Here is a 22730-nt window from a genome sequence, read left to right as displayed (position 1 = left end):
GGTTGCTCAGAGCAGTGAATATCGTTATATCCAGCAGCACAGCTACACTTTTGATGCGATGGGGAACCTGACCAGCCGGGCGCTGAACGCCGAAAAAGTTACAAGGACACCCACCCAAAATCGTAGACATCCAGTCTTACGAGTTATTACGAGTTAAATGGACAGCCACCAAAAATTGGCGTACGTAAGGTACGCCGTCTACCTTAAGGTAATGCTCAATGGATTGAGGATGCTCGATTATGCCAATGGCAAGGAAGAGACAGGTCAGCTTATCAGATACAAAGTACTACCACTGCATATCCCGATGTGTTCGCCGGGCATTTCTGTGCGGTAAAGATCGTCTCACGGGCAAGTCATATGAACATCGGCGAGACTGGGTAGAGGAAAAATTACTGACTCTTGCTAAGGTATTTTGCATTGAGGTGTGTGGCTATGCGGTTATGAGCAATCATACGCATATTGTGTTGTATGTGGATGATAAGAAAGTACAAAGGATATCAGATAAAGCGATAGTGCTTCGCTGGCATAAACTGTTTAAGGGCAACTGGCTGACGCACAAGTTCATTAATGGTGATGAGCTTAGCGAGTCAGAGTGCAGTATGCTGGCAGCTGATATTGTTGAATTCAGACTCCGGCTTGCGAGTATCAGCTGGTTCATGCGGGTATTGAATGAAGACATCGCCCGCAGAGCCAATAAAGAAGATGGTTGTACAGGCCGGTTCTGGGAAGGAAGGTTCAAGTCACAGGCATTACTGGATGAAGCGGCACTGGCAGCATGCATGGCCTATGTTGACCTCAATCCAGTCAGGGCCCAAATGGCAGAGACTCCGGAAACTTCGGACTATACCAGTATCAAAAAACGCATTGAGTGCGCACGACAGGGCAAGCAACCTAAAAGCTTGCGACGCTTTGCAGGCAACCCCAGAGCGAACATGCCAAGTGGCCTCCCGTTTGAGCTGACCTATTATATTCAGCTGGTCGAATTAACAGGCCGGTGTATGCGGGCAGACAAACGAGGATATATCAGAGATAGCCAGCCGCTGCTGACCAGGTTGCAAATAGAGCCAGACAACTGGCTTAAACTTACCACCCGATTTACCAAAGTGTTTCATGGTGCAGTAGGGCGAAAACAGGCAATGACAGATTACTGTGAGCATCTGGAGAAAAAGAGACGCGCCAATCTGATGCAATGCGAGCGCCTACTGGGCTAGCATCTATCCTTTTTCAGTATTATTTCAATTTACCCCAACTTAGGCCTGGGTATGTTTTCGTATTGTCTGGCACCGATTTTTACCACGATGACGAGCTTAAACTTACGAATTTCACCGCTCTGAGCATATAAAAAGCGCGATATTTAATAATCTTGCATTTCCAAGTTGAACCTGCCCACAATTAGGTTGCGAATTTATGGCTGGGTGTCTTTGAAAAAATTAATTTAATATCTGATAGTTAAATGGGCATCCACCCAAAATCGCAGACATTCAGTCTGGATCTTGGGGGTGGGTGATGAGGTGGACGACTCTAAATCGGCGTTAGTGCGTCCCCCTGATATACATCGACCTGACTGGCCGTAAAGCCGCGCTAAAAATTAATAATGTGGTGGACAGTCAGTGGCATTACTACGCCAGCAACCCCTGGCCTCAGTGCATAAAACTTGGTGTGTGGTGCGGTTAGCCACCTTTGACGAATATGGTCGAGTGTTCCAGTAGTTTGATGACTATCGTCGTACCGCGGGATCGCGGTCGTTTTGCGCAAGCCCATGGCCAGCGCCAATCAAGCCGTTAGCGTAGGGCGATTTTCGGTGAATCAAAATAATTATTTTTGGATGCTTACTACGCAAACTGTTGCAAGTGGTGATCCTGTATTTATTAGTTATGTAGGAAACTAGCTTATGGCGTTTAGTAAAGTGATGCTTTTTTTATTTCTTTTAATGTTGTTAACTATGGAATCTAAGGCTGATGTAGCTACTCAAGATGATTTGTCAGTAGACTTTTTATCTCTAGTTAGAGCGGCAGAGGCAGGAGATTTTTATTCAGTTAAATATTTACTGGAAAATCGTAAAATAGATCCTAATGGCTATGCTTCCACAGCAGGGTCTATGCTAGCTCAAGTTGCGAATAACTATTTGCGTCCGATTCAAGTTGCTTCTCGAGAAGGTAACTATGAAGTGGTTAAGCTTCTTCTAGAACAAGGAGCAAACCCCGATTGGTGTTGCTGTGAATGTACTACAGCGTTGCACTATGCTTTGGAAAATAAGCATGAAAAAATTGCAAATATATTAATTGAACGTGGTGCAAATATAGAGTTACCTTTTTTTGGAAAAGATAAAGAGTACAGCTGTTTGGAACTAGCAAAAAAGCATAGCTTGCAATCGACAGTTACGCTTCTCATAAAAAGTAAACGAAGGTCAATCAAGGGCAATTAAGCTAGAACTAGTTACAAAGACACCGATTTAAAACTGGCGCTCAATGAGCGCCTTTTGTTTGTGCATAACGCAAAGTGTGTGATGCAGCTTGTGGAGTTACGTGGACATATATGGAGCGTGCATATATGTCTTAGAGTTTATTGCTTTCAGGAAAAAAGCTGAAATCACGATGTTGCCTAAATTATCTGGATTTGCTCAATAAGGCCATTTGGATTTATTCTTTTTATCTATAACACAGTTAATGGTGGGGACAATGGTTGTTAGAGTCTTGGGAGTGATTATAGGAGCTATAAGCATATGGGCTGGGACAGATATGTTGATGCTTGAAGTTTTTGACAGTTATAAGGAAAAGATCAGCGCTATAATAATGGTATTTATGGGGGTGGTTTTCGTTCACTATGGTGTAGCAGGAAAGTTGATTTTTACTATCTTCAAAAGGAAGTAGCAAATGACGAGGGTATATTTGTGCGCTCCGCGATGTTAAGCCGAGTAGGCCTACGCGATAGTCATTATGATCTCGCTCGTTACTTTTGCAAGTAACTGAAATTAAAGCTGTTATTGCCACGCATCGCACTACCCACTAAGCCCCAAATAACTAAAAAGGGCACTGCCGTGTGCCCATGCTGGTTTAAACTTATTATCTGTTAAAAATTCCCCTCATCGGGCCTAACAAATTATTAGGGTCAAACCAGTTTTTCAGTAGCTTCAGTAAAAACCACTTTTTATGATAATGTTTTTTCCAGTCCCTTGAGCTCATGGGAATGGCGCCAACCGGGTATTGGAAGCCACCCAGCTCTCGTGCTCCTTCGTAAATGCTTCTGTTGGCCTGAGTGAGCTGCTCAACACGCTCGGGGGTCGGCGGAATAGCGGTACGCATCAAAGAAAAGTAAACGAACTTTTCTTCTTCTGGTACGCTGAAAAACAGGCTACTGAAGGCGCTTCTCTGTTGCATCGACATGAGTACCGGCCCGGCTACATCATTGGCAGGTGTGTTTGCTAATGTGTCCTGAATAAACGCGTGTGCTTTAGAAGCGGGTATTAACAAAGGACACCAGGGGTGAGGTAAAGTCCAGAGTCCGGCTGCTTTTAACTGTTCTACAACTGGGGCCAAACGGTTCAAAAAAGTAAAGTAGGGGAGATCCTGAATAACTTCGGCTCCGGGCACAAAATTTAAGCCATCAAGCAGTTCGGCATCTACAGGTGGTGTGTCGGGCTCAAAGTACTTAGCCAGCTGCATTACATAACGCCAGCCTCCGGCAGGGTCCGGCTCTGCACCACCCTGAACGCCATCAAAAACCCCTTCATCTAAAAGGCGCTGGTTGTCGTTTAAGTAGTGTTCAAGATTATCGTACACCAGTTGATATGCTCTGACCGTACTGGGTGTTGGCTCAAGATCAAAGCTGGCTTCTACAATAATCCCGAGCTGACCTAAACCAGCTTTCATGGAGTGGAATAGCAGGCTGTTTTGATACGGTGAGCAGTCAAGCAAGCGCCCGTCACCGGTGACCACTTTAAGGTGGCAAATATTGTCTGCCATACAGCCGTGTTTATAAGACTGCGCACCCAATCCACCGACAGCAATGGTGCCGCCAACACTCAAATCAATAAAGTCGGTGATGATGGGGAGTCCCAGGTTTTGAGGCACTGTGGTTGCCAGTAGCTCGCTCCAGCGAGCACCTGCCTGAGCAGTAATTTGCTGGTTATGAACGTCATAGACTTCAGCCAGTGAAATCATGTCTATCACCACGCCGCCCTGGGTTTGTGTTTCGCCGTTGGTCGAATACCCTTGCCCTTTTACCGCAATTTTTACGTTATGTTGATTGGCAAATGTAACCATATTGACGATATCTTGGTAGGTGGCAGGCTTTAAAATCGCGCGTGAGACATATTGATAAATATGACCAAAATCATCAGCGGCCTCAGTCAGGCTAGTTTCATCGGTGATGAGTTCACCGTCGAACACCGGAAAGTTGTCGGCAAACGCCTCGGGTGATGAGTTGAGTAAATCGCGCTCGCTCGCCCAGCTTTGGCTTTGCAGGTTAAACCCAACAACCAGGCTGCCCATGCCTATTTTTTTTATAAAATCTCTTCGAGATGACTTTTGATTCATGCATCCTCCTAATATTACTGAAGTAAAAAGCAGTAAGAATAAAATGTGGTTGGATCCGAAAATGCGTTTTAAAGGCAAATTCGTATTCCGTTTTTATTATCTTGATGTTCACGTTACAGCTAATGTAAACGTCTCTGTCCCTGAAAAAGCGTGTTAGTCAGCACGCTAAGCTTCATACCATGATCAGCTAAAGCGACCTCGTTTTGAGCTGGGTATGTTGGCGTCTTTATCGGTGTTGTATCTAAACTCAGGTAAAACCCTATTAAAATTATATTAACCTTATACTTTATGGCTAATTGCAATAAATAAAGGGGCTGGCAGAGATAGTATCATAATGAATGATACACAAATGCTACACTTTTTTAACCTTAAAGTGAAAGAATTTATCGAAGAGGCGATAAGATATCTTGGTTCATTCTTTTGTCTTAAAATTCAGGCGGGTAGACTGACACAACTGTTTGCTAATTTAAGTAAAAAGTCGCATTGATGTCTTTATTAGTTTACCGGGAATACTCGGGAGGTTTTGCGGTTATTTGGGGTTTATGTTTAAGCTGTCCAATGGTGAGCGTGTTCCATCGCAAAACAACGAGATGAGCTGAATAAACTAAGGATTTGTAAAGAGAGATTTGGCGTGCCTGGCGCGTTACATAATGCAAAACGAGAGAGCAAAATAATTCTGGTTTCAGTCCCTTTAAAAGCCCAGGCTATTTGCCTGAGCTTTGGGTAGTAAAGTAAATTGCCCGATAGCCTGGAGTGCTTGTTTGGCCTGTCTATCGGTGTGCAGCGAATAATCTAAAACGTGCTACACAACCGCATCGATAACGTCGGCAGGTTTACCATCTCTGATTATTTTGCCGTTTTTAATCTCTATAATACGGTCCATTATGGTGAGCACATCATAAGAATGCGCAACAGAAATGACGGTTTTGCCTTTCATCAGCGTTTTAAGTGAGCGGATAAACTCGGCTTTTAAGGCCGGGTCCAGGGCACTGGTTGCCTCATCCAGCAACAGTATTTTCTTATCTCTTAATATCGCTCTGGCCAGCGCCAGCCGTTGTCGCTGGCCGCCAGAAAGTTGTCCGCCGTTTTCACCAATAAACGCGCTTAACCCCCTACGGCCGCGAGCGTCTGTGTATGCTTCTACAAATTCCAGGGCATTGGCCTGTTCAAGCGCGTGTCTGACCGACGCCCGGCTTACGTTATTTAAACCAAATGCGACGTTTTCATAAATGCTCTGATTAAACAGGCCAATATCCTGATTTAGAAAACTGATCTCGCCACAGATCTGATCTGTGGGGTAATCTTCTATATTCTTGCCATCAATGTAAATTGCCCCTTCTTCAATTTCGTCAATGCCGGCAAGCATATTCAGCAGCGACGATTTTCCTGCTCCTGACGGGCCTATGATCCCCACCTTTTCGCCGGCTTTGATTTTTAACGACAGATCGGTGAACAGAGGCGCTTTGTTTTCATATGCAAATTCGACGTTTTTAAAGGTGATTTTTCCTCTGGACACATTGAACTTGCCCGCGTCTTCAATGGGTTCAATATCTTCCAGAAACTCGTTAATCACTTCTCTGCCCACGGTAACCTGGCCCCAGGAAACAAAAAAGGCGTCAAACTCTTCCTGACACCATTCCGAGAGCGAAATAACCCGATAGACCAGGGCCAGTACCATAGAAAACTCGCCAACGGAGATGCTGCCATTGAGCCAGAGCTGTAAACACAGTGCCCCTGTACCCACAATCAAAGTACCATTTAGCAGGCCAACCACAGAGGCAAAATGAGAGAAAACACGAAATTCCTTTGCCACCACTCTGCGGTGTCGGGTCGCCCATTTTTCAGCAAACTGTTGCTCGTATTCGCTGCCGGAGAGCATCTTTACCGTTCTGATCCGGGCAAAGCGTTCAGTTAATTTTCCGGTGATCTGTGCACAGCTTTCGGCTTCCAGCCGGTTGGTGGTTTTGGCGTTGGGGATCCACTGCCCGAGCAGCATGGCCAGAAACAGGCCTGTCCAGATAAGGAAAGGCAGCGTCAGCCAGCCATCTATGTTGCCAACGTAAAACAGCAGCGCGCCCAAAAATGCCAGTAAAAACCCGGCAAAGCCACAGAATTGCAACACTACATCTATGATGGCTTCGGAGGTATCCACAATCACAATGGCTGTGGATCCCGGGTCGTCTTCTTCGTGATAACTGGCAGGCGATGCAATTAAAGTGCGATACAGTTTTACAATGGTGTTTTTTTGCAGGTTAGGCCCAAGCAGCTGATGAAACACCAGGTTCTTAACCAGGGTAAGTGCGGGGATCAAAACGGCAATGGCCACAGCGAACAATGCCAGCTGGTGTCCTTTATTGTTCAGTTGTGTTTTGTCACTGGAGGTATCCAGCCAGTCGACCAGCTCACCCAGAAAGTCAAAGGTCACAATTTGCAATAAGCCGCCCAGCAAAGAAATGATAAATGCAACGGCTATCCAACCAGAAAACTCTTTGGCGCACTGGCGGATAAACGGAAGATTGTGTTCGGCCTCATGCAACTGGCTGTCGAATGTGTCTTTGTGGCCTATTTTTTCAAATAGCGTAAATAATGGCTTCATCGCTTTGTGTGGCACCCGCACGTATCTGGTTGCGCTCCGGCTGTTTGGCCAGAGCCAGGAATAAACAAGCCACTGAGACAACGATGCTGGTCGTTTCAGTGGCTCTGACTTGTATACTAATCTGCTTTTATGGCAGCAGGGTAAGCGCTAGTCGTCGTCTTCATTCTGGTTAGAGGTTTCTGGCGTATAGTCATCCCAGTCGCCAGCGGCAGGCATCGACAGTTCATCCACGTTCTCACAGTTTACGGCCTGGTTGACGTAATCCCGCATATCTTTAGATAAGAAGAAGGCACCAAAGTGTGCTTCCGGCGAGTAGTATTTTGTTTGAATGTCGGCCTGATTAAAGCGTGTTTCGAGTTCAGCGAGCGACAGTGTGTTGATGGTGCCGCTGCGCGTTGCCCAGATAAACGCATGGGAGCCGCCAAAATAGTCGTAACATCCGCCCATATAGATGCCAGCCGGATTGTTAAACGCCTGAGTTAAACGAGATACCATCGACTGCATCATATAGGGCTCAAAATAAGGCGTACCACCTTGTGCCACTAAAATGCCGTCAGCTTTTAGTGCGGTTAAGCAGTTACCAAAAAAGGATTGGGTGAACAGGGTTTCCGACGCACCGCCATCCGGGTCAGCTGCATCCAAGATGATCAGGTCAAAACAGTCACTGTACTGAGAGATGATATCGGCGCCATCTCCAATGCGCAGTACAAATCTGGGATCGTCAAATGCGCCATTGTTAATTTCTGGCAAGTACTTGCGGCTCAGTTGAATAATTTGCTCATCAATATCCACCATGACCACGTTTTCTACGCTCTGGTGTTTTAATACTTCGCGGGCACTGCCGCCATCGCCACCGCCAACGATCAATACGTTCTTGACCTGACCATGAAAGAGGATAGGCACATGTGCCATCATCTCATGATAAATGTGCTCCCCTTTGGTGGTGACCTGGATCCCATCGTCTATGCGCATTACTTTACCCAGGTGGCGGGTTTCAAAAATGCTGACATCCTGGAACTCGGTTTCTACATCTACCAAATCTTTTTCTGAACGAAGTGCAATGTGAACGCCACTTGTCATTTGCTCATAATGCCAATTAATCTTAGTCATGTGCGTGAATACTCCGTTTTATGCGGTTTTTTGCGTTGCGTGTAACTGGTTGTGTAAAAGCGGCTGAAATTCTCCGGCCTGGCTGACAGAGCCACCTCGTGTGAGGGTGTTCACCACCATCTTGCCTGGTTGAAAACACTGTTCTATCACCTCCAGGCACAGCTCAGGCTGTGCATCACCACACATAAAAATGTCCATGGCAGCAAAGTTATATTCTGGCCAGGTGTGGATAGAAATATGGCTTTCAGCCAGAATGATCATGCCCGACACACCGCCATTGGTTTCAAATGGGTGCAAATGGGTTTTCAAAATGGTGGCGTTTGCTGCGTTGGCACATTCAATCATCATCTCTTCTATGTGCTGCTCACCGATGAGGTTAGAGGCATCAAAAATATCGACAATAATGTGCTGGCCCAGTGGGTGAACAAGCTGTGTTGTGGATGCGGGTTTAGTCATGCTTTTACTCAGTGTTCGGTTGTCAGGGTGATCAGGTAGCCGGTTTTGTGCATGTTGCTTACTGGCGCAGGTAAACCTGACGACCAAAAACACAGACAAAGTGACACGCTCTGGCTCTCCCTTTTTGAATACAGATATTCCAGCACTGAAATGTGCAACGAGTGTGGAGTCGGGCATTGATACTAAGGCCGGCGGCTCGGTACGCGGCAGGGAGTGACTGCTGCCCTTATGAAAAACACAGCTAGCTCAGATGCTTGTGACTTCACAAACGCAGCGAATTACACCAATATAGAAACTTAAAAAGTGATATACAGATGCGTGATGAGGGTGGACACACAACGGCCGTTTAGCCTTTTGGGGTGCAGGTAAGTCATCTCTTACGTGGTTGGTACCCAGATAAAGCATCTGCTGTCCAAACTACCGGGTCAATGCACTTTTGGTATGTCTGGAAGCGGATGCTAAAACAATAAATGCCAGTAAAAAGCGGGTATACTTAGATCTTTATCGATGGAGATTAGCCAACCTCAGATCAATATCCTTAGGGACTTAGAATGCTTTTCCACCATTAACCTGAACGGCATAGCTGCTTTCTGATGTGGTTCCTTCCTTTCTCGTTACGCGAGCATGAGATATTAAAGCTTCAGTGACGTTCTCAGGTGATGTCCAGCTGATCGTTGCGATACCACTAGCGCTATTGTTGACTGCAATGGATTTAAGTTTTATTAATGACGTGCTGCGACCTCGTAGCGTCAAAATGGCCGATGGGCCGGGTCCTGATGTTGGTTCATCTTCAAACAGGGTATTCCAGATCTCAATATTTCCACCTATCACGTTCCCATCATCATACAATATGGCACCAACATCCGTTCTGAAAGTCACTTCAACTTCCAGCATTGAATCTGTCGTATTCGTAAGATAAATGAAAGTATTTGATTTATCAGAGCCAGAGAATATGTAATGAGGAAGTACTGCGCTCCCGTTGCTTTGTGCTAGTGCCCCCATACTGGTGGCAGCAAAAAGTAGACTTATAGTAAGATTTTTCATCTGAGTTTCCTTATCTATTATATTTAAGTTGAGATACTTCCTGCTCAAAAAACGACATGAGCTCAATAAATATACAGGAACAAGTTCTTTTAAGATTAACTTTTTGTTAATTTTTTTGTTGGGTGCAATAAATCAAACTTCAGTTCTATACATACGCAAACCGATTTTTAGAATAGTTTAAAGCGATTGCCATTCCAAACTAGGGCATTCAATTGATGTCCAAAGATGTCTATTCAGGCAATGCAATATGAAAGCCCCTGTACTCTGCCGGGGCTTTTGTGTACCTGGTTGTATTTTGCCCTGCGGGCCGAACTGAAGTGCGTTCAATTTTGTTCCAGACAAAATTGTCGAACCCTGGTCGAGGGTTCTCACCCACCTTTTCATTCGTGAAGAGGTAAAATTTGGGCATAAAAAAACCGCCAATAAAGGCGGTTCTTTTATTATAAATGATGTGTGCACAAGAGTGAGGGATTCGCTTTCGGGCATAAAAAAACCGTCCACATTGGGACGGTTCTCTTAAAAGCAATGATGTGTGCACAAGAGTGAGGGATTCGCTTTCAGGCATAAAAAAAACCGCCAATAAAGGCGGTTCTTTTAAAAGCAATGGTGTGTGCACAAGAGTGAGGGATTCGCTTTCGGGCATAAAAAAAACCGCCAATAAAGGCGGTTCTTTTAAAAGCAATGGCGGAGAAGAAGGGATGACAAAATACGTCCTGTATTTTGCCCTGCGGGCCGCACTGAAGTGCGTTCAATTTTGTTCCAGACAAAATTAACCCTGGTCGAGGGTTCTCACCCACCTTCTCATTCGTGAACAGGTTTATTTCAGGCATAAAAAAACCGCCGTAAAGGCGGTTTTCTCAGCATTAATGGCGGAGAAGGAGGGATTCGAACCCTCGATAGGGCTACAAACCCTATACTCCCTTAGCAGGGGAGCGCCTTCAGCCACTCGGCCACCTCTCCGGCGCAAAAACTTAAAAATGGCGGAGAGATAGGGATTTGAACCCTAGATACGCTATTAACGTATGCCGGTTTTCAAGACCGGTGCTTTCAACCACTCAGCCATCTCTCCATGGGCAAAGATAATACTTAGCGAATTTGATGCTGTAAATAGTTTTTAATTTGTTTGCTTAATTTTTGTACGCAAATGTGGCTTTTTTTATTAACTTGAATGAAATCTGGGCGATAAAGCGTATTTTATGATATTGAGTGACAGGAGGCGTGCAGAAAAAAGGGCATGTACGGTCGGGGGGAACATGCCCGAGGCAGACTTACTTATACATAACCACCTGACTTAACATCAGTTGTTTACCCACAGTGTTTAACCAGGCCTTTAGGTTAACGCGGCGCTTGATACCAGGCGCTGTGGCTGTGTTTAGGGTGGTTTGCGTGTTGCTGCACGCTGCAGCTGAATTAAGCATGTCTGACTCCTCAAAATCTTAAAAGTAACAATGTTGTCTGTATCGACATGGTTATTTTGCGCGCATTGTGACTAAAAATAAAACGATAAAAATTGCTGATGAGGGATTAGAAAAACTAATGAAAAGCGCAGGGTTTTTGCTTTGAGTAAATCATCGTTATGATTATTTATTCAATCGATTGAATGGGTGGTTTTTCATTAATTTGTTTTTTATCATGGGTTTGTTTTTGTGCTTTGCTTTTTGTGTCTTTATTTTTGGGTATTTATTCAGATAAGTTGAGTTTGTTTTTGAGAGGGCGTTTTGTTAGTTGTTTATAAGCCTGGAAGTGGGCGGAAGTTGCAACGGCAGTTAAATTGGTTGCGGGCTCAGGTTAAGCAACGTCAGCTGGCCGTTCGTTGGTACGATACGAGTGGATTCTACGGTCAGGATTGCAAAGCGATCAGGGCCCTGGCGCAGGAACAGCAACAGGTGGTGGTGGTTGGCGGAGATGGCACCATTAATTTGGTTGTTAATGCCATCTATGGTTTACCAATAACACTGGCTTGCCTGCCTGCAGGTACGGGGAACGATTTTTGCCGTCAGTTTGGTTACACCGAGCGACACTGGAGAGCGGCCGTTTTCTCTGCTCACAGTATGTCGATAGACCTGGGTGCCATCGGTGAGCGCTACTTCGTCAATATTGCCGGGGTGGGCTTTAGTGCTGAGGTGGTGCAGGGCATGCGGGGTAATAAACGCGCCGGGCCACTGAGTTATGTATGGGGTGGGATCAGGCAGATATTCTGCGCGCCGACTGTCAGCGTTGCCACGTCGCAAGGTCCTGTGCTGGAGCAGGGGATGATGCTGCTGCTGGCCAATGGCCGTTACTTTGCTGCCGGGTTGCAGCCCGCACCGTGTGCCAGGCTGCACGATGGTCAGCTGGAATGTATGTGGTTTAGTGCCTGCGCCTGGTGGCAGCGTTTAGTGGTGTTCGCGGCGATGCTGGTTGGATGTCACCAGCGCTTGCCCTGGGTATATCGTGAAAAACGCGCTGAAATAACCATTACAACAGCTAATCTGATGGTGGAGGCGGATGGCGACCTGGTGGCGCAAACACCCGTCACAATCCGAAGCCTCCCGGGTGCCTTACAACTCAGGACTCTGCCTGAGACGTTCTTGTCGGACTAAGCCAGGCGCGAATACGCTGATAGGGCGTGAGTACTATGGCGTTGCCGATCAGTACCAGAGAAAATCCGATAAAGGTGTTAAGCTGCCAGACAAACCCTTCAAACCAGGTGCTGAGTGTGACGGCCACCAGAGGAAACAGGACGATCAGGTAACTGGCTTTTTCCGGTCCAATGTTTTTGAGCAGATGGAAATAACAGGCAAACGCAATAACGGTACCGAATACCGACAGATACAGCAAAGAGCCCCAGTAACTGGTACTGGCTTCAATACTAAATTGTAGCGGGCTGAGTGCCACATAGCCGCCTAAAAACAGTGCACTGTACAACATACCCCAGGCATTGCCTTGCAGTACGCCAATCTGGCGGTTGGAATTACGTACACTGACCATATTGCCCAGTGATGCGGTAAACATGCCAGCCAGTGCCAGTAGCAAGCCAATGAATGCCTCGCTGTTCAGATCGGCGCTAACTAAGTCCTGCCAGAATAAACTGACAATACCACCGAGCCCCAGTGTGGCACCGATATAAATACGCCCGGCGATGGGTTTGGCAAAAAACAACCGCGTATTGACGATATTGGCAACCAGCAGCAACGAAAAGGCAATCGACGCCATGGCAGAAGTCAGGCTGCCCTGCGCCCAGTATAACAACAGATAATTTAGCCCAAAGTTACCCAGAGCCAGCAGCATAAAAAAGCCATGATCCGTGAGCGAGTAGCGCATCGGGGGGCGCTTGATCAGCACATAGCACCACATGCAGGCCGCAGAAATTGCAAAGCGGTAAAACAAAGAGACCACTTCGTCGACCGTGCCCAGCTGAAACTCAATCGCCAGCCAGGTTGAGCCCCAGATAAGGACAGTGATCGTATACAAAAAGACGTTGTTCATTCTTTCATCTCACAACAAGGACTAGTCAGCGTGGCCAGTTTAACGATATATTCTGTATATGCCAGATACAAAAAATGTGTTTTTGAACCTATACAGATTGAGCGTGCCATGAGTCAGCCCAGCCTTAAACCCGATTATTTATATCAGCAAGTGATCACTGTGATACGTGAGATGGTGGAGCAGGGGTTGCTGAATCCCGGTGATAAACTGCCGTCACTCAGAGCGATGGCGGGTCGACTACGTGTGAGTATTCCTTCGGTGCAGCAAGCCTATCAGCAGCTTGAAATGTCGGGTCAGGTTGTGGCCCGGGAAAAGTCTGGTTACTTTTTGCAAAGCGGCCACCCCACCGCCACGCCTAAGCGCAGTAAGTTGCCGGCAAAACCTGTGATGGTGAACAAACAACAACTGATTGAGCAGGTATATGAGGGGATCCATCTTCCCGATGTGGCGCCGCTGGGCCTTGCCAACCCCGTAGCTGCTGCCAGTCCGCAACAGGCTCTGGCCAGAAGTATGCGCCAGGCCATGCGCCAGGCTCAGGAGAGAATGCTCGACTATGGCGCCATTGATGGCCTGATGATGCTAAAAACGCAAATTGTGCAGCAATATCTGGCACTGGGCCTGACCGTGAACAGTGATGACCTGATCATCACCAACGGGGCGCAGGAGGCCATAGCCATTGCCCTGCAATGTGTGACCCAGCCTGGTGATATTGTCGCGATAGAATCGCCCTGTTACTTTGGCATTGTTGAGCTGGTCGAAAACCTTGGTCTGAAAGCGATTGAAATCCCGGTCTGTCCGGACGATGGGCTGTGGCTTGACGACCTCAGTGCCGCGCTGGCACGTCACCCCATTAAAGCCTGTGTATTTTCTACCAGTATCAATAACCCGCTGGGTAGCCAGATGCCCGAATCCCGGATGCAGCAGTTGCTGCAACTATTGCGTGCTCATGATGTGACTCTGATTGAAGACGATGTGTATGGAGACCTGTATTTTGGCGAACAGCGGATCAGACCTGCGCAGTGCTTTGCCCAGCCGGGTGAAGTATTGACCTGTTCGTCGTTTTCTAAGACTGTTGCGCCTGGCTACCGGGTGGGCTGGATGCTGGCGGGGCCATACAGTGCCCGGGCAAAACGTTTTAAGCGCGCGTTGAGTTGCTCGGCCCCTATGATGAATCAATGGGCGCTGGCAGATTTTATGGCCAGTGGCGAGTTTCAGCGGCATCTGCGCCAGTTACGCAAGCGACTTTATGACAACAAGCAGAAAATGCGCCTGGCAGTGCAAAAGTACTTTCCGGATCACGTCCGGGTCAGCGACCCCAAAGGGGGCTGTGTATTGTGGCTGGACCTGGGGGAGGGCTATGATGGCGGCCTGTTCTTTCAGCTTGCGCTTCAGGCTGGGATCAGTGTGGCACCGGGTGCCATATTCAGCGCCTATGAACGCTACCGCAGCTGTGTGCGGATCAGCTATGGTCTGCCCTGGTGCGAGCATATGGAAGGCTATGTGCGTACGCTGGGCACTTTGGTGGCACAAGCGAAAAAGCAGCCACACATGCGTTAAGTATTGAACTTATGCAAGTGTGGCTGACTGTGCAGGGATAAACCTAGGTTTAGCGGTACGCGAACAACTGATACCCTTTCATTTGCGGGATCATGGCGCTGAGCTGAGATTCTTGTTCTGCAATGGTCTTGAAGTTGCCACACAAGGCGTCGGCTTGCTGCTCCAGCGCTTTCGCCTGGTGCTCTATCTTTTGTTCAATTTCGGCACCCAGGTTTTCCATGCGCTGTTCAAAACGGTCCATATCGCCGCCTGAACTGACCATTTCTGAGCCGATGGCGACCAACAGGCTGCCAATGGATTCCATCATGGCGCCTTCTATTGCTTGTTCTATTTTTTCTTCAAACTGATGCTCAAACTGCGCACCGAATTCATTGAAGGCCTGCTCACCCATGACAAAGGTGCCTTGCTGGTAAAACGCGCCCTCAATCTCCGTATGCAGTTCATCCATCAGAGCAGATAAGGAATCGAAATTGTGCAGATTAAACGCGGTTGCCACTTCTTCAATGGCGACGCCGGCCAGCTCCACACCTTGTAATGCGATACTTGCTACTTTGGGTAGCTCCGCTCTGAGCGTATCTGCATATGTTTGCATGGCCATACGTTCATCCTGGTTGAGCGAAACGGGTTGATCTGCAATAAACAGGAAGCCCTGCGCATCTATCATCACAGGCTGGCCATTGCCATTTTTGATATATACCTGATCAGGGGTGATCTGTACGTCGTTTTTAAAATCAACAGCGCACTCATCCGTGCTGACAGAAAAATGGTTATCTGTGTGGGCTGCCACCTGAGTAGATAACGCCAACGTTGAAGCAAGCAGTATAGCTTTCATAATAGTGGTCCTTGGTGTGTTGATGACGAGAGAGAACCAACAAGAACAATGCCAATTTATTAACCTATTGATTATTATGAAAACGCTGTATTTTTCTGTGCGATGCTTTATCTGTTTTTTTCATCAATATGACCAAAAAGTGGTGCTTTTGACTAGTGTGTTTTTTGCGCAAATTCATAATAAAAAATTTTTATCGTATAGATAAAAATGTCTTGCTTTTCAGCGCCCGAATTTAGCGCTAAATACTAACTTAAGCAGGCTCATTATTGTATGAACTGCCGGACTAGTTAGCGAATTTAAGTTTTGGAGCTTATCGTGGGTAAAACATTTTCCTATGATCCGTTAGAAGAAGATTATGAAGACGACTTTGGCTCGTTAGACAAAGTGTTGCAGGCCCAGCAAAAGAAGCGGGTGAAGCGTCGTCTGGATGATTATTTGGAACAAAAACGCCTGAAGCGTAATCTGGGAGAGGATGATCTAGATTTCTTAGATGACTGAGCTTGATTGCGGGGCATTTACCTCGCCTGAGCGTTAAATGATAAGGCAGCATTTGCTGCCTTACTTGTTTTGGTGCTTAATCTTTGAACGAGTTGTGGCAGTCTTTACAGCCCTTCGCCCAGTTTTTAAAGGCTGCACCAATGACTTTCTTATCGCCCGATTCTGCCGCTACCGCCAGCTTTTGCGCATAATCTGCAAATGCCTGCGCTTTTTTGTCAAACGTTGCTCTGTCAGACCAGATAGCTGGCAGGGCGTCTGTTGCACCCTTATCTGACCCTGCCGGGAATGCTTCCCATGGCATGGCAGACAACTGAGCTGCATTATTTGCACGTTGCTTAAAGCGTTCTGCGTCAAACGGGACTTTGCCTTTAAGCATGTCGCCCATATCCCCAATCTGGTAACGGATCAGCTGAAACGCTGCTTTACGGTATTCAATTGCATCTTCTGGCTTTTCAAATAATGAATTTGCCTGAACATTCAAAGTCAGCCCAGTTAACAGGCTTGTTAATAAAAGTGTAATTCTCATTTCGACCCCTCGTTAAAAAAACTGACTCTGTTCTAAGGCTTTATAAAAGATATTGCAAGTCTCTTAGACGAGATTGAAATTCTGAACTAGATTAGATAGTCGATTTGTGTGTATTTTGTTCATCTGGTTTTACAAACTCATCAATGTGACAACATGATGATGGGTTGGTTTACGTTTGTTTACAGTTTCAAACTTCTTTATAAACATGTAGTTATGGTGAGTCATGTGATTTGCTTGCAAATTTTGTAACTTCTTTGTTTGTTTAATATTGTAATTAACCGTGAAGTCACATTATATTGATGAGCGAATCTACTCTCTAAAATTAAAAGAAACATCATTTCAACAACAAGTCCTAGGGGAAACTATGGCCAAGTATTCATTTAAAGCCACCGCGGTAGCAACAGCTGTCTCTGGTGCATTGATGGCAGCATCTGCCACGGCTGCAACGCAGCTTCCAGCAGCTCCTGCTTCTTTAAAGGTACAAGCTGAAGCAATCAGCAACCCGCAACAGGAAAGAGCAGAAGCGTTCCTGGTTGTTCTGAAACAATCTACAGCGGTTGACCTGATGTCTGACGGCACCTACAGCGCTGAAGCTGCGAAGCAAACTTTCTCATCAGTGCAACAAGCTCAGTTCCACATGAAAGAGCAGATGCGTGCACTTGACCCACGGGTGAAAATCCTAGGCTCAACGAAAGTACTGGCCTCAACACTGATCGTACAAGCGTCTGAAGATGCACTGAAAGCGCTAAGCAAAAACGAGATGGTTGACCGTATTCTTCCATTACGTGAAGACCGTTTGTTTGTTGAAGCAAGCTCTGACTACATCGGTGCGACCAAAGTACGTAACGATTTAGACGTAACAGGTAAAGGTGTTCGCGCTGCTGTACTAGATACTGGTATCGACTACACCCACAAAGCATTCAACGAAGCTGCTGGTACACTAGAAGACTATAAAGCGGCTGCTGAAGATCCAACAACTGTAAGCTGGCCACAGGGTATGGTTGTAGGTGGTTACGACCACATGCGTGATGACCCAGATCCGATTGAAGACGATCCTACGTACCGCCCAGAGGCAGATGAGCTGTCTGACCACGGTACACACGTATCTCACGATTTAACAGGTATTGCCCCAGACGTTGAACTTTACGTTTACTCTGTATGTGGTGGTGGCTGTCCTTTCGATGCGCAAGTAAAAGCGCTTGAGTCTGCAATGGATCCAAATGGTGACGGCGACATTAGCGACCGCGTAGACCTGATGAACATGTCACTGGGTAGCGAGTTCGGTGATACGGATGTGTCATCTGGTACAGCTTACCTGATCCACCGTGCTGTTAAGCTAGGCACAAACATGATTATCTCTGCGGGTAACGATGATGACGTTCCGTTCCGTGTTGGTGGTCCAAGTACAACGCCTAACGCGCTGTCTGTAGCCTCTTTGACGCACCCAACTTTTGAGCGTTTGTTCGGTGAAGCAACGGTTGCTGGCGAAGCAACAGTCGTTCAACCTGCAAGCTTTGGTCCTCAGGTTGCGTTTGACTTTACTCAAGACAATGCAGAGTTGGTTTACCCTGAAGCGAACCAAAACGGCTGTGATCTAGACGAAGATGCTAACCCATTCGCAGACATGGACTTTACTGGTAAGGCTGTCCTTATCGACCGTGGTGCATGTGCTTTCACTGAGAAAGTACTGAATGCTCAAGAGCGTGGCGCAGTATTTGTATTCATCGCAAACAACAACGACGATGGTACACCGGCTCCTATGGGTGGTAGCGACGACGCTGTGACTATCCCGTCAGCAGGTCTGAACTTCGCAGCGGGTGCAAAACTTAAAGAGCAAATGAAAGATGGCGGTAAAGCCACTTACAGTGTCTCTGGTGTTGTTAAAGCGTCTCCGGGCGGCGTATCTGACTTCTCATCACGTGGTCCTTCAATGGACGGCCTGCTGAAGCCTGAAATTGCGGCTCCAGGTTCAAACATCCTGGCTGCGGCTCCGGGTACGGGTGATCAGCTACACCGTAAGTCTGGTACCTCGATGTCTGGCCCAATCACGGCCGGTGCTGTGGCGCTAGTGAAAGAAGCGCGTCCTGAGCTTGGTGCTCTGGAAGTTAAAGCGATTCTGATGAACACCGCTGACCTGAACATCACAGTTGAATCAACAAACGTAAACCCTGACTCACCGCTGGCGCCTATCAGCCGCATCGGTGCTGGTTTGGTTGACGTTGAAAAAGCCATTGCGTCTCCGGTTGCAGCTTGGGTAGACCTGCCTGAGTTTGACACTAAGCAAGCGGCCCTGTCATTCGGTGCTAAGCGTCTTGCAGAGACACAAACGTATACTAAGTCTGTAGTACTACGTAACTACTCAAACGAAGAGCGTACATATAACCTGCGTATGGACCACCGTTATCAGAACGATGTGGATTCAGGTGCTGTAACGTTCGAACATCCTGCACAGGTTGTTGTACCTGCGGGCCAGACAATCCTGATCGACGTTGACATGACCATTGATCCAAGCAAGCTACCTGAGTTTGGCGTCATGAACCCGTTCGACAACGATGAACTGGCGAAAAGTGTTGAAGCACTAGACCTGGCTGAGTACGACGGTGCGCTAATCTTTGATGATGCGGCAACTGACGGTGACCACGACCTACACGTTGTTTACCACGTGCTACCAAAAGCAGCAGCAGAAGCTGAGTTCAGCATCGAAGCGGGTGAGCAAATGTCATCGCTGATGGTTGAGAACACGGGTGCTGTGGCTATCTCTGGTACAGCTGAACAAGTTGTTTTGACCAGCGAAGATAACAACCGTCGTTTTGACATCAAGTCAGTGACTACGGCTGCATTCTTGAACGACAACTGTGACTCTGGTATTTCGACCTCTTTCTCACTGCAGTTACAAGATGGCATCAACCACCTGCGTCAGGCCGGTTACCGTCTTGAGTTCGACTTCAACAACGACGGCATCGCTGACAAGTTCATGACGAAGCTGAACGACACAGGTAACACTCCTGCTGTACGTGGTCGCAGCCGTACGCTGATTGGTTCAATCGTCAATGGCGATGACCAGTGGGAATGGGGCACACCTATGCTGCACGAGTCAGGTGAAGACACTGTGACCTTCACAGCGTGTTCTAACCTGTTAGGTATGAGTGCAGATATGGTTGGTATGCCAGTTGGTGTTGATGCATTCGTTGGTGAAGCACACTGGCAGTCTGGTATCTGGGGCACGCCAACGGATTCAGCGAGCGGTGGCTTCATCTTCGGTATGAACCCAACTGTGGCACTGAAAGACGGTGAAGGCGAAGCGCTGAAAGAGCTGGCACCTGGTGCGAAAGCGACTGTTGAGTTCGATATGCCGTTTGCATTTACTTCAACTTCAGGCACAGACGTAATTGCGGTTGTACCTGGTGACCTGGAAGTGCCTGCACTACCTGAGCTGGTTGTTGACGGTGACCTGAGCGTAAGCGAAAACGCTGAGCCAATGCCTGTTGCAACTGTGAGCTTCGGTGATGAGTCTCCTGCGTTCCCAATCTTGGGCTATCGTCTGGATGGCATGCATGCAGACAGCTTCGCTATCGACAGCAAAGGGGTTATCTCACTGGTAAGCTCTGAGTACCTAGACTTTGAGATGGGCGTTGAGAGCGTTGAGCTGAAAGTGATGGCGATGGACACTATGGGTTCTTCAGCTATGACTGACATTGAAATCGAAGTGACCAATGAGCACGACGAAATGCCAGTGGTTGCACACGGTCAAACGTTCAGTATGATGGACGGTGCACCAGTGGGTACTGTGGTTGGTATGCTTGACTACTCTGTATTTGAGAGTGCAGCTGACGGTATTGTTGGCGGTGAAGTAGAAGGCACAGACCTGTTCGAAATCAACGACAAAGGTGAACTGGTAACAACAGGTGAAATCAACCAGCTGGCAGTACCAAGCTACACGTTCAAAGTGATGGTTGAAGACAGCGTCGGTCTGAAGTCTGAGATGGTTGAAGTAACGGTTGATGTTGTACTGAATCCTTCACTACACGCACCAGTGGTTGACCACGGTCAAATCTTCTCTGTAACTGAGAACGCTCAGCTGGGCACTGTTGTTGGCAGACTGGCTTACTCTGACCCAGATGCAGACGTATCACCTGTGACTGAGTTCATCGTAACTGGTACTAACCTGTTCACTGTTGACGCTGATGGCGCCATCCGTGTGAGCGGCGAAATTGACTTCGAATTTGAAAAAGAAGTGAGCTTCCAGGTTCAGGCGAAAGACTCTGCACAATTTGTATCAGAAGTTGTAACTGTACGTGTTAACGTGACTAACGTAACCGGTGGTGATGACAATGACGACGACGATTCAGGTTCACTGGCTTGGTTGACGTTACTTGCAGCACCGTTTGCAGCACTACGTCGCCGTAAGCGTAAGTAAGCAACTAACTAAGCATTAGTTGAAAAACCGCCCCGGGTTTCCCGGGGCGGTTTTTTTATGTGTATCCTGACTATTGTTGAGCTTGCGATCCAGCAATCTGGCGCGGTCGGTGATGCGGGCCAGGCGATTGGATAATACGCCTAATGTGGCCGCGATACCGGTGATTAAAAACACCGGGGCTACGGCAGTTTGGATCACCTTCGCCATGGTCAGTATGCTGACAACATCAGTATTCATTACCAGCGGACCTGATCGATAATGCCAGGCTGCTCACCAATGAGTGTTTTTACCACTTTATTGTGTTCATCCAGCAGAATAAGACGAGGGATCCCTTTGTTTGCGTAGTGCTGATAAATCTGTCTATCCGGATCCGCAACCAACGCAAAGTCAATGCCGAATGACTCACGAAATGCTTTGAGTGTTTTGTTGTCTTCTTCCCGGCCAATGGCAACGACCTGGAGCGTGGGATCCGTCAGTAATTGAGAGGCTTTCAATTCAGTTAAGGTACGCTGGGAATCAGAACACCAGGTGGCGAACAGGATAACCAGCTTTTTACCCTCAGCCAGCTGGACAGACTGACCATCAATAGTGGTCAGTTGAGTATGTTTGAACAGCTCTCCAGAGTGGATATAGGTTTCATAGCCTTTGCTGTGGGGAACGGGATTAGGTGTAGCATTACAGGCACTGAGTTGAGCGCCGAGTGCGACAACCAAAGTAGCCATTGCGAGTCGTTTTATCATTATTACGTTCCTTGCGTTACAATACCCTCATTAATGCGTATTTTTCAGGTGAGCGCAAGTTTCAGCGATGTATCCGCTTGCCCTCCTCAGAAACAGACCCAACTCAGAATTACACCGGCCATTGGTAGACGTCCATTATTATGTTGTATGCTTCGTTGTTTTTATCTGCCTTTATTTCCGCTACTTTGCTACCGGCTTCTTCGGAACTGTTGCTGACAGGACTGGTTGTACAGCAACAAGGCGCGCTGTGGTTATTGTGGCTAAGTGCGACTGCGGGCAATGTACTGGGCAGTGTGGTCAACTACTATTTGGGGACCGCAGTAAGCAGGTTTGAGGGACGGCGCTGGTTTCCGGTTTCCAGATCAGCCATGGATAAAGCGCAAAGGCAGTTTCAAAAGTATGGCACCTTTAGCTTGTTGTTTGCCTGGTTACCCATAGTTGGCGACCCATTGACCCTGATTGCGGGCGTATTTCGCGTTCGATTTGGGCTTTTCTTGTTGTTGGTATTTCTTGGTAAGGGCTTACGCTATGCTATGGTGATAGGGCTGGCAGCTGGCTTAGTGTAAACCGCTGCCAGAAAAGGTCATGCAGGTTTGCGCCATTCTAGTGTTAAGGACACGGAATCCGCAAAGCGCAGTGCATGTGGCTTATCGACCCTGACTTTGGCATAACTGACATCCGGATGCTGGTGGCACTCAGTCAAAATGTCTGCAACCAGCTTCTCCAGCAGCAAAAAGTGGCCGTCTTCCACTTTGGCGATCACGGCTTTGGTGATGGTTTTGTAGTTCAGCGCATGGCCGACTTCATCATGAAATAAGCACTCCGCGTCGGCGGGGTAATGGATCTCGATATTGATCACAACATCCTGCTTTTTTTCTCTTTCTTCGGGATTGAACCCGATGAAAGTGCGTAACCTCAGATTGGTAATATTGATGATCGCCGTGTGCATAA

19 protein-coding genes, 2 tRNA genes and 1 pseudogene are annotated in these 22730 nt (G+C 47.3%); 7 read left to right on the top strand and 15 right to left on the bottom strand.

The features are described from left to right. Positions 1-239 precede the first annotated feature (239 nt). Both CWB99_RS10880 and CWB99_RS10875 read left to right on the top strand, forming a co-directional pair. On the top strand, positions 240-1211 hold the full coding sequence (locus CWB99_RS10880) for a transposase (RefSeq protein ID WP_138553078.1): 972 nt from the start codon (positions 240-242) through the stop codon (positions 1209-1211). A gap of 680 nt (positions 1212-1891) precedes the next feature. After that, positions 1892-2425, top strand: coding sequence for an ankyrin repeat domain-containing protein (locus tag CWB99_RS10875; protein WP_138553077.1), 534 nt, complete (start codon positions 1892-1894; stop codon positions 2423-2425). A 637-nt stretch (positions 2426-3062) separates the two neighbouring features. Here CWB99_RS10875 and CWB99_RS10870 read toward each other — a convergent pair. From CWB99_RS10870 to CWB99_RS24035, 9 genes are all read right to left on the bottom strand, one after another. Then, positions 3063-4535, bottom strand: a complete 1473-nt coding sequence (locus CWB99_RS10870) for an FAD-binding protein (RefSeq protein WP_138553076.1) — start codon at positions 4533-4535, stop codon at positions 3063-3065. Positions 4536-5337: 802 nt separating this feature from the next. Then, on the bottom strand, positions 5338-7131 hold the full coding sequence (locus CWB99_RS10865; protein WP_138553075.1) for an ABC transporter ATP-binding protein: 1794 nt from the start codon (positions 7129-7131) through the stop codon (positions 5338-5340). 147 nt (positions 7132-7278) lie between these two features. Beyond that, a complete protein-coding gene (gene speE, locus CWB99_RS10860) occupies positions 7279-8241 on the bottom strand; it encodes a polyamine aminopropyltransferase (RefSeq protein WP_138553074.1) in 963 nt (320 codons plus the stop codon). A gap of 18 nt (positions 8242-8259) precedes the next feature. Then, positions 8260-8874, bottom strand: a complete 615-nt coding sequence (gene speD, locus CWB99_RS10855) for an adenosylmethionine decarboxylase (RefSeq protein WP_249331834.1) — start codon at positions 8872-8874, stop codon at positions 8260-8262. A gap of 369 nt (positions 8875-9243) precedes the next feature. After that, positions 9244-9741 carry a hypothetical protein gene (locus tag CWB99_RS10850; RefSeq protein ID WP_138553073.1) on the bottom strand — a complete coding sequence of 166 codons (498 nt, stop codon included), beginning with the start codon at positions 9739-9741 and terminating at the stop codon, positions 9244-9246. Positions 9742-10298: 557 nt separating this feature from the next. Then, positions 10299-10571, bottom strand: a complete 273-nt coding sequence (locus tag CWB99_RS10845; RefSeq protein ID WP_138553072.1) for a hypothetical protein — start codon at positions 10569-10571, stop codon at positions 10299-10301. 37 nt (positions 10572-10608) lie between these two features. Continuing rightward, a tRNA-Ser gene (locus tag CWB99_RS10840) sits at positions 10609-10701 on the bottom strand. An 18-nt stretch (positions 10702-10719) separates the two neighbouring features. Continuing rightward, a tRNA-Ser gene (locus CWB99_RS10835) sits at positions 10720-10810 on the bottom strand. Between the two features lie 199 nt (positions 10811-11009). Beyond that, a complete protein-coding gene (locus CWB99_RS24035) occupies positions 11010-11159 on the bottom strand; it encodes a hypothetical protein (protein ID WP_160317423.1) in 150 nt (49 codons plus the stop codon). A 300-nt stretch (positions 11160-11459) separates the two neighbouring features. Between CWB99_RS24035 and CWB99_RS10830 the strand changes: the two genes are divergently transcribed. Then, positions 11460-12323, top strand: a complete 864-nt coding sequence (locus tag CWB99_RS10830; protein ID WP_138553071.1) for a diacylglycerol/lipid kinase family protein — start codon at positions 11460-11462, stop codon at positions 12321-12323. Here the strand turns inward: CWB99_RS10830 and CWB99_RS10825 are convergent. After that, a complete protein-coding gene (locus tag CWB99_RS10825) occupies positions 12289-13209 on the bottom strand; it encodes a DMT family transporter (protein WP_138553070.1) in 921 nt (306 codons plus the stop codon). The genes CWB99_RS10830 and CWB99_RS10825 overlap by 35 nt on opposite strands. 108 nt (positions 13210-13317) lie before the next feature. Between CWB99_RS10825 and CWB99_RS10820 the strand changes: the two genes are divergently transcribed. Beyond that, positions 13318-14766, top strand: coding sequence for a PLP-dependent aminotransferase family protein (locus CWB99_RS10820; protein ID WP_171045314.1), 1449 nt, complete (start codon positions 13318-13320; stop codon positions 14764-14766). A gap of 49 nt (positions 14767-14815) precedes the next feature. Here the strand turns inward: CWB99_RS10820 and CWB99_RS10815 are convergent, their stop codons facing one another. Next, positions 14816-15598, bottom strand: coding sequence for a YggN family protein (locus tag CWB99_RS10815; RefSeq protein WP_138553068.1), 783 nt, complete (start codon positions 15596-15598; stop codon positions 14816-14818). A gap of 315 nt (positions 15599-15913) precedes the next feature. Between CWB99_RS10815 and CWB99_RS10810 the strand changes: the two genes are divergently transcribed. Continuing rightward, a complete protein-coding gene (locus CWB99_RS10810; RefSeq protein WP_138553067.1) occupies positions 15914-16096 on the top strand; it encodes a PA3496 family putative envelope integrity protein in 183 nt (60 codons plus the stop codon). A 76-nt stretch (positions 16097-16172) separates the two neighbouring features. On the opposite strand, the gene CWB99_RS10805 is transcribed toward CWB99_RS10810, so the two are convergent. Beyond that, a complete protein-coding gene (locus tag CWB99_RS10805) occupies positions 16173-16622 on the bottom strand; it encodes a c-type cytochrome (RefSeq protein ID WP_138553066.1) in 450 nt (149 codons plus the stop codon). Positions 16623-16986: 364 nt separating this feature from the next. Here CWB99_RS10805 and CWB99_RS10800 point away from each other — a divergent pair, with 364 nt between their 5' ends. Next, entirely contained in the window at positions 16987-21039 is a 4053-nt protein-coding gene (locus CWB99_RS10800) for a S8 family serine peptidase (RefSeq protein WP_138553065.1), read from the top strand. Between the two features lie 63 nt (positions 21040-21102). On the opposite strand, the pseudogene CWB99_RS10795 reads toward CWB99_RS10800, so the two are convergent. Further along, positions 21103-21276, bottom strand: a pseudogene (locus CWB99_RS10795) (DUF2721 domain-containing protein); the annotation flags it as partial. Beyond that, positions 21276-21779, bottom strand: coding sequence for a TlpA family protein disulfide reductase (locus CWB99_RS10790; protein ID WP_138553064.1), 504 nt, complete (start codon positions 21777-21779; stop codon positions 21276-21278). The pseudogene CWB99_RS10795 and the gene CWB99_RS10790, both read right to left, overlap by 1 nt. 140 nt (positions 21780-21919) lie before the next feature. Here CWB99_RS10790 and CWB99_RS10785 point away from each other — a divergent pair, with 140 nt between their 5' ends. Beyond that, complete coding sequence (locus tag CWB99_RS10785; RefSeq protein WP_138553063.1) at positions 21920-22345, top strand: YqaA family protein; 426 nt, start codon at positions 21920-21922, stop codon at positions 22343-22345. Positions 22346-22362: 17 nt separating this feature from the next. On the opposite strand, the gene folX is transcribed toward CWB99_RS10785, so the two are convergent. Beyond that, on the bottom strand, positions 22363-22728 hold the full coding sequence (gene folX, locus CWB99_RS10780) for a dihydroneopterin triphosphate 2'-epimerase (protein WP_054017373.1): 366 nt from the start codon (positions 22726-22728) through the stop codon (positions 22363-22365). Between the last annotated feature and the right edge of the window lie 2 nt (positions 22729-22730).

Origin of the sequence: Pseudoalteromonas rubra (assembly GCF_005887095.1) — a bacterium.
Lineage (GTDB): Bacteria > Pseudomonadota > Gammaproteobacteria > Enterobacterales > Alteromonadaceae > Pseudoalteromonas > Pseudoalteromonas rubra_E.
The sequence above is the reverse complement of the archived record's forward strand: the minus strand, read 5'-3'. Positions and strand labels throughout refer to the sequence as shown.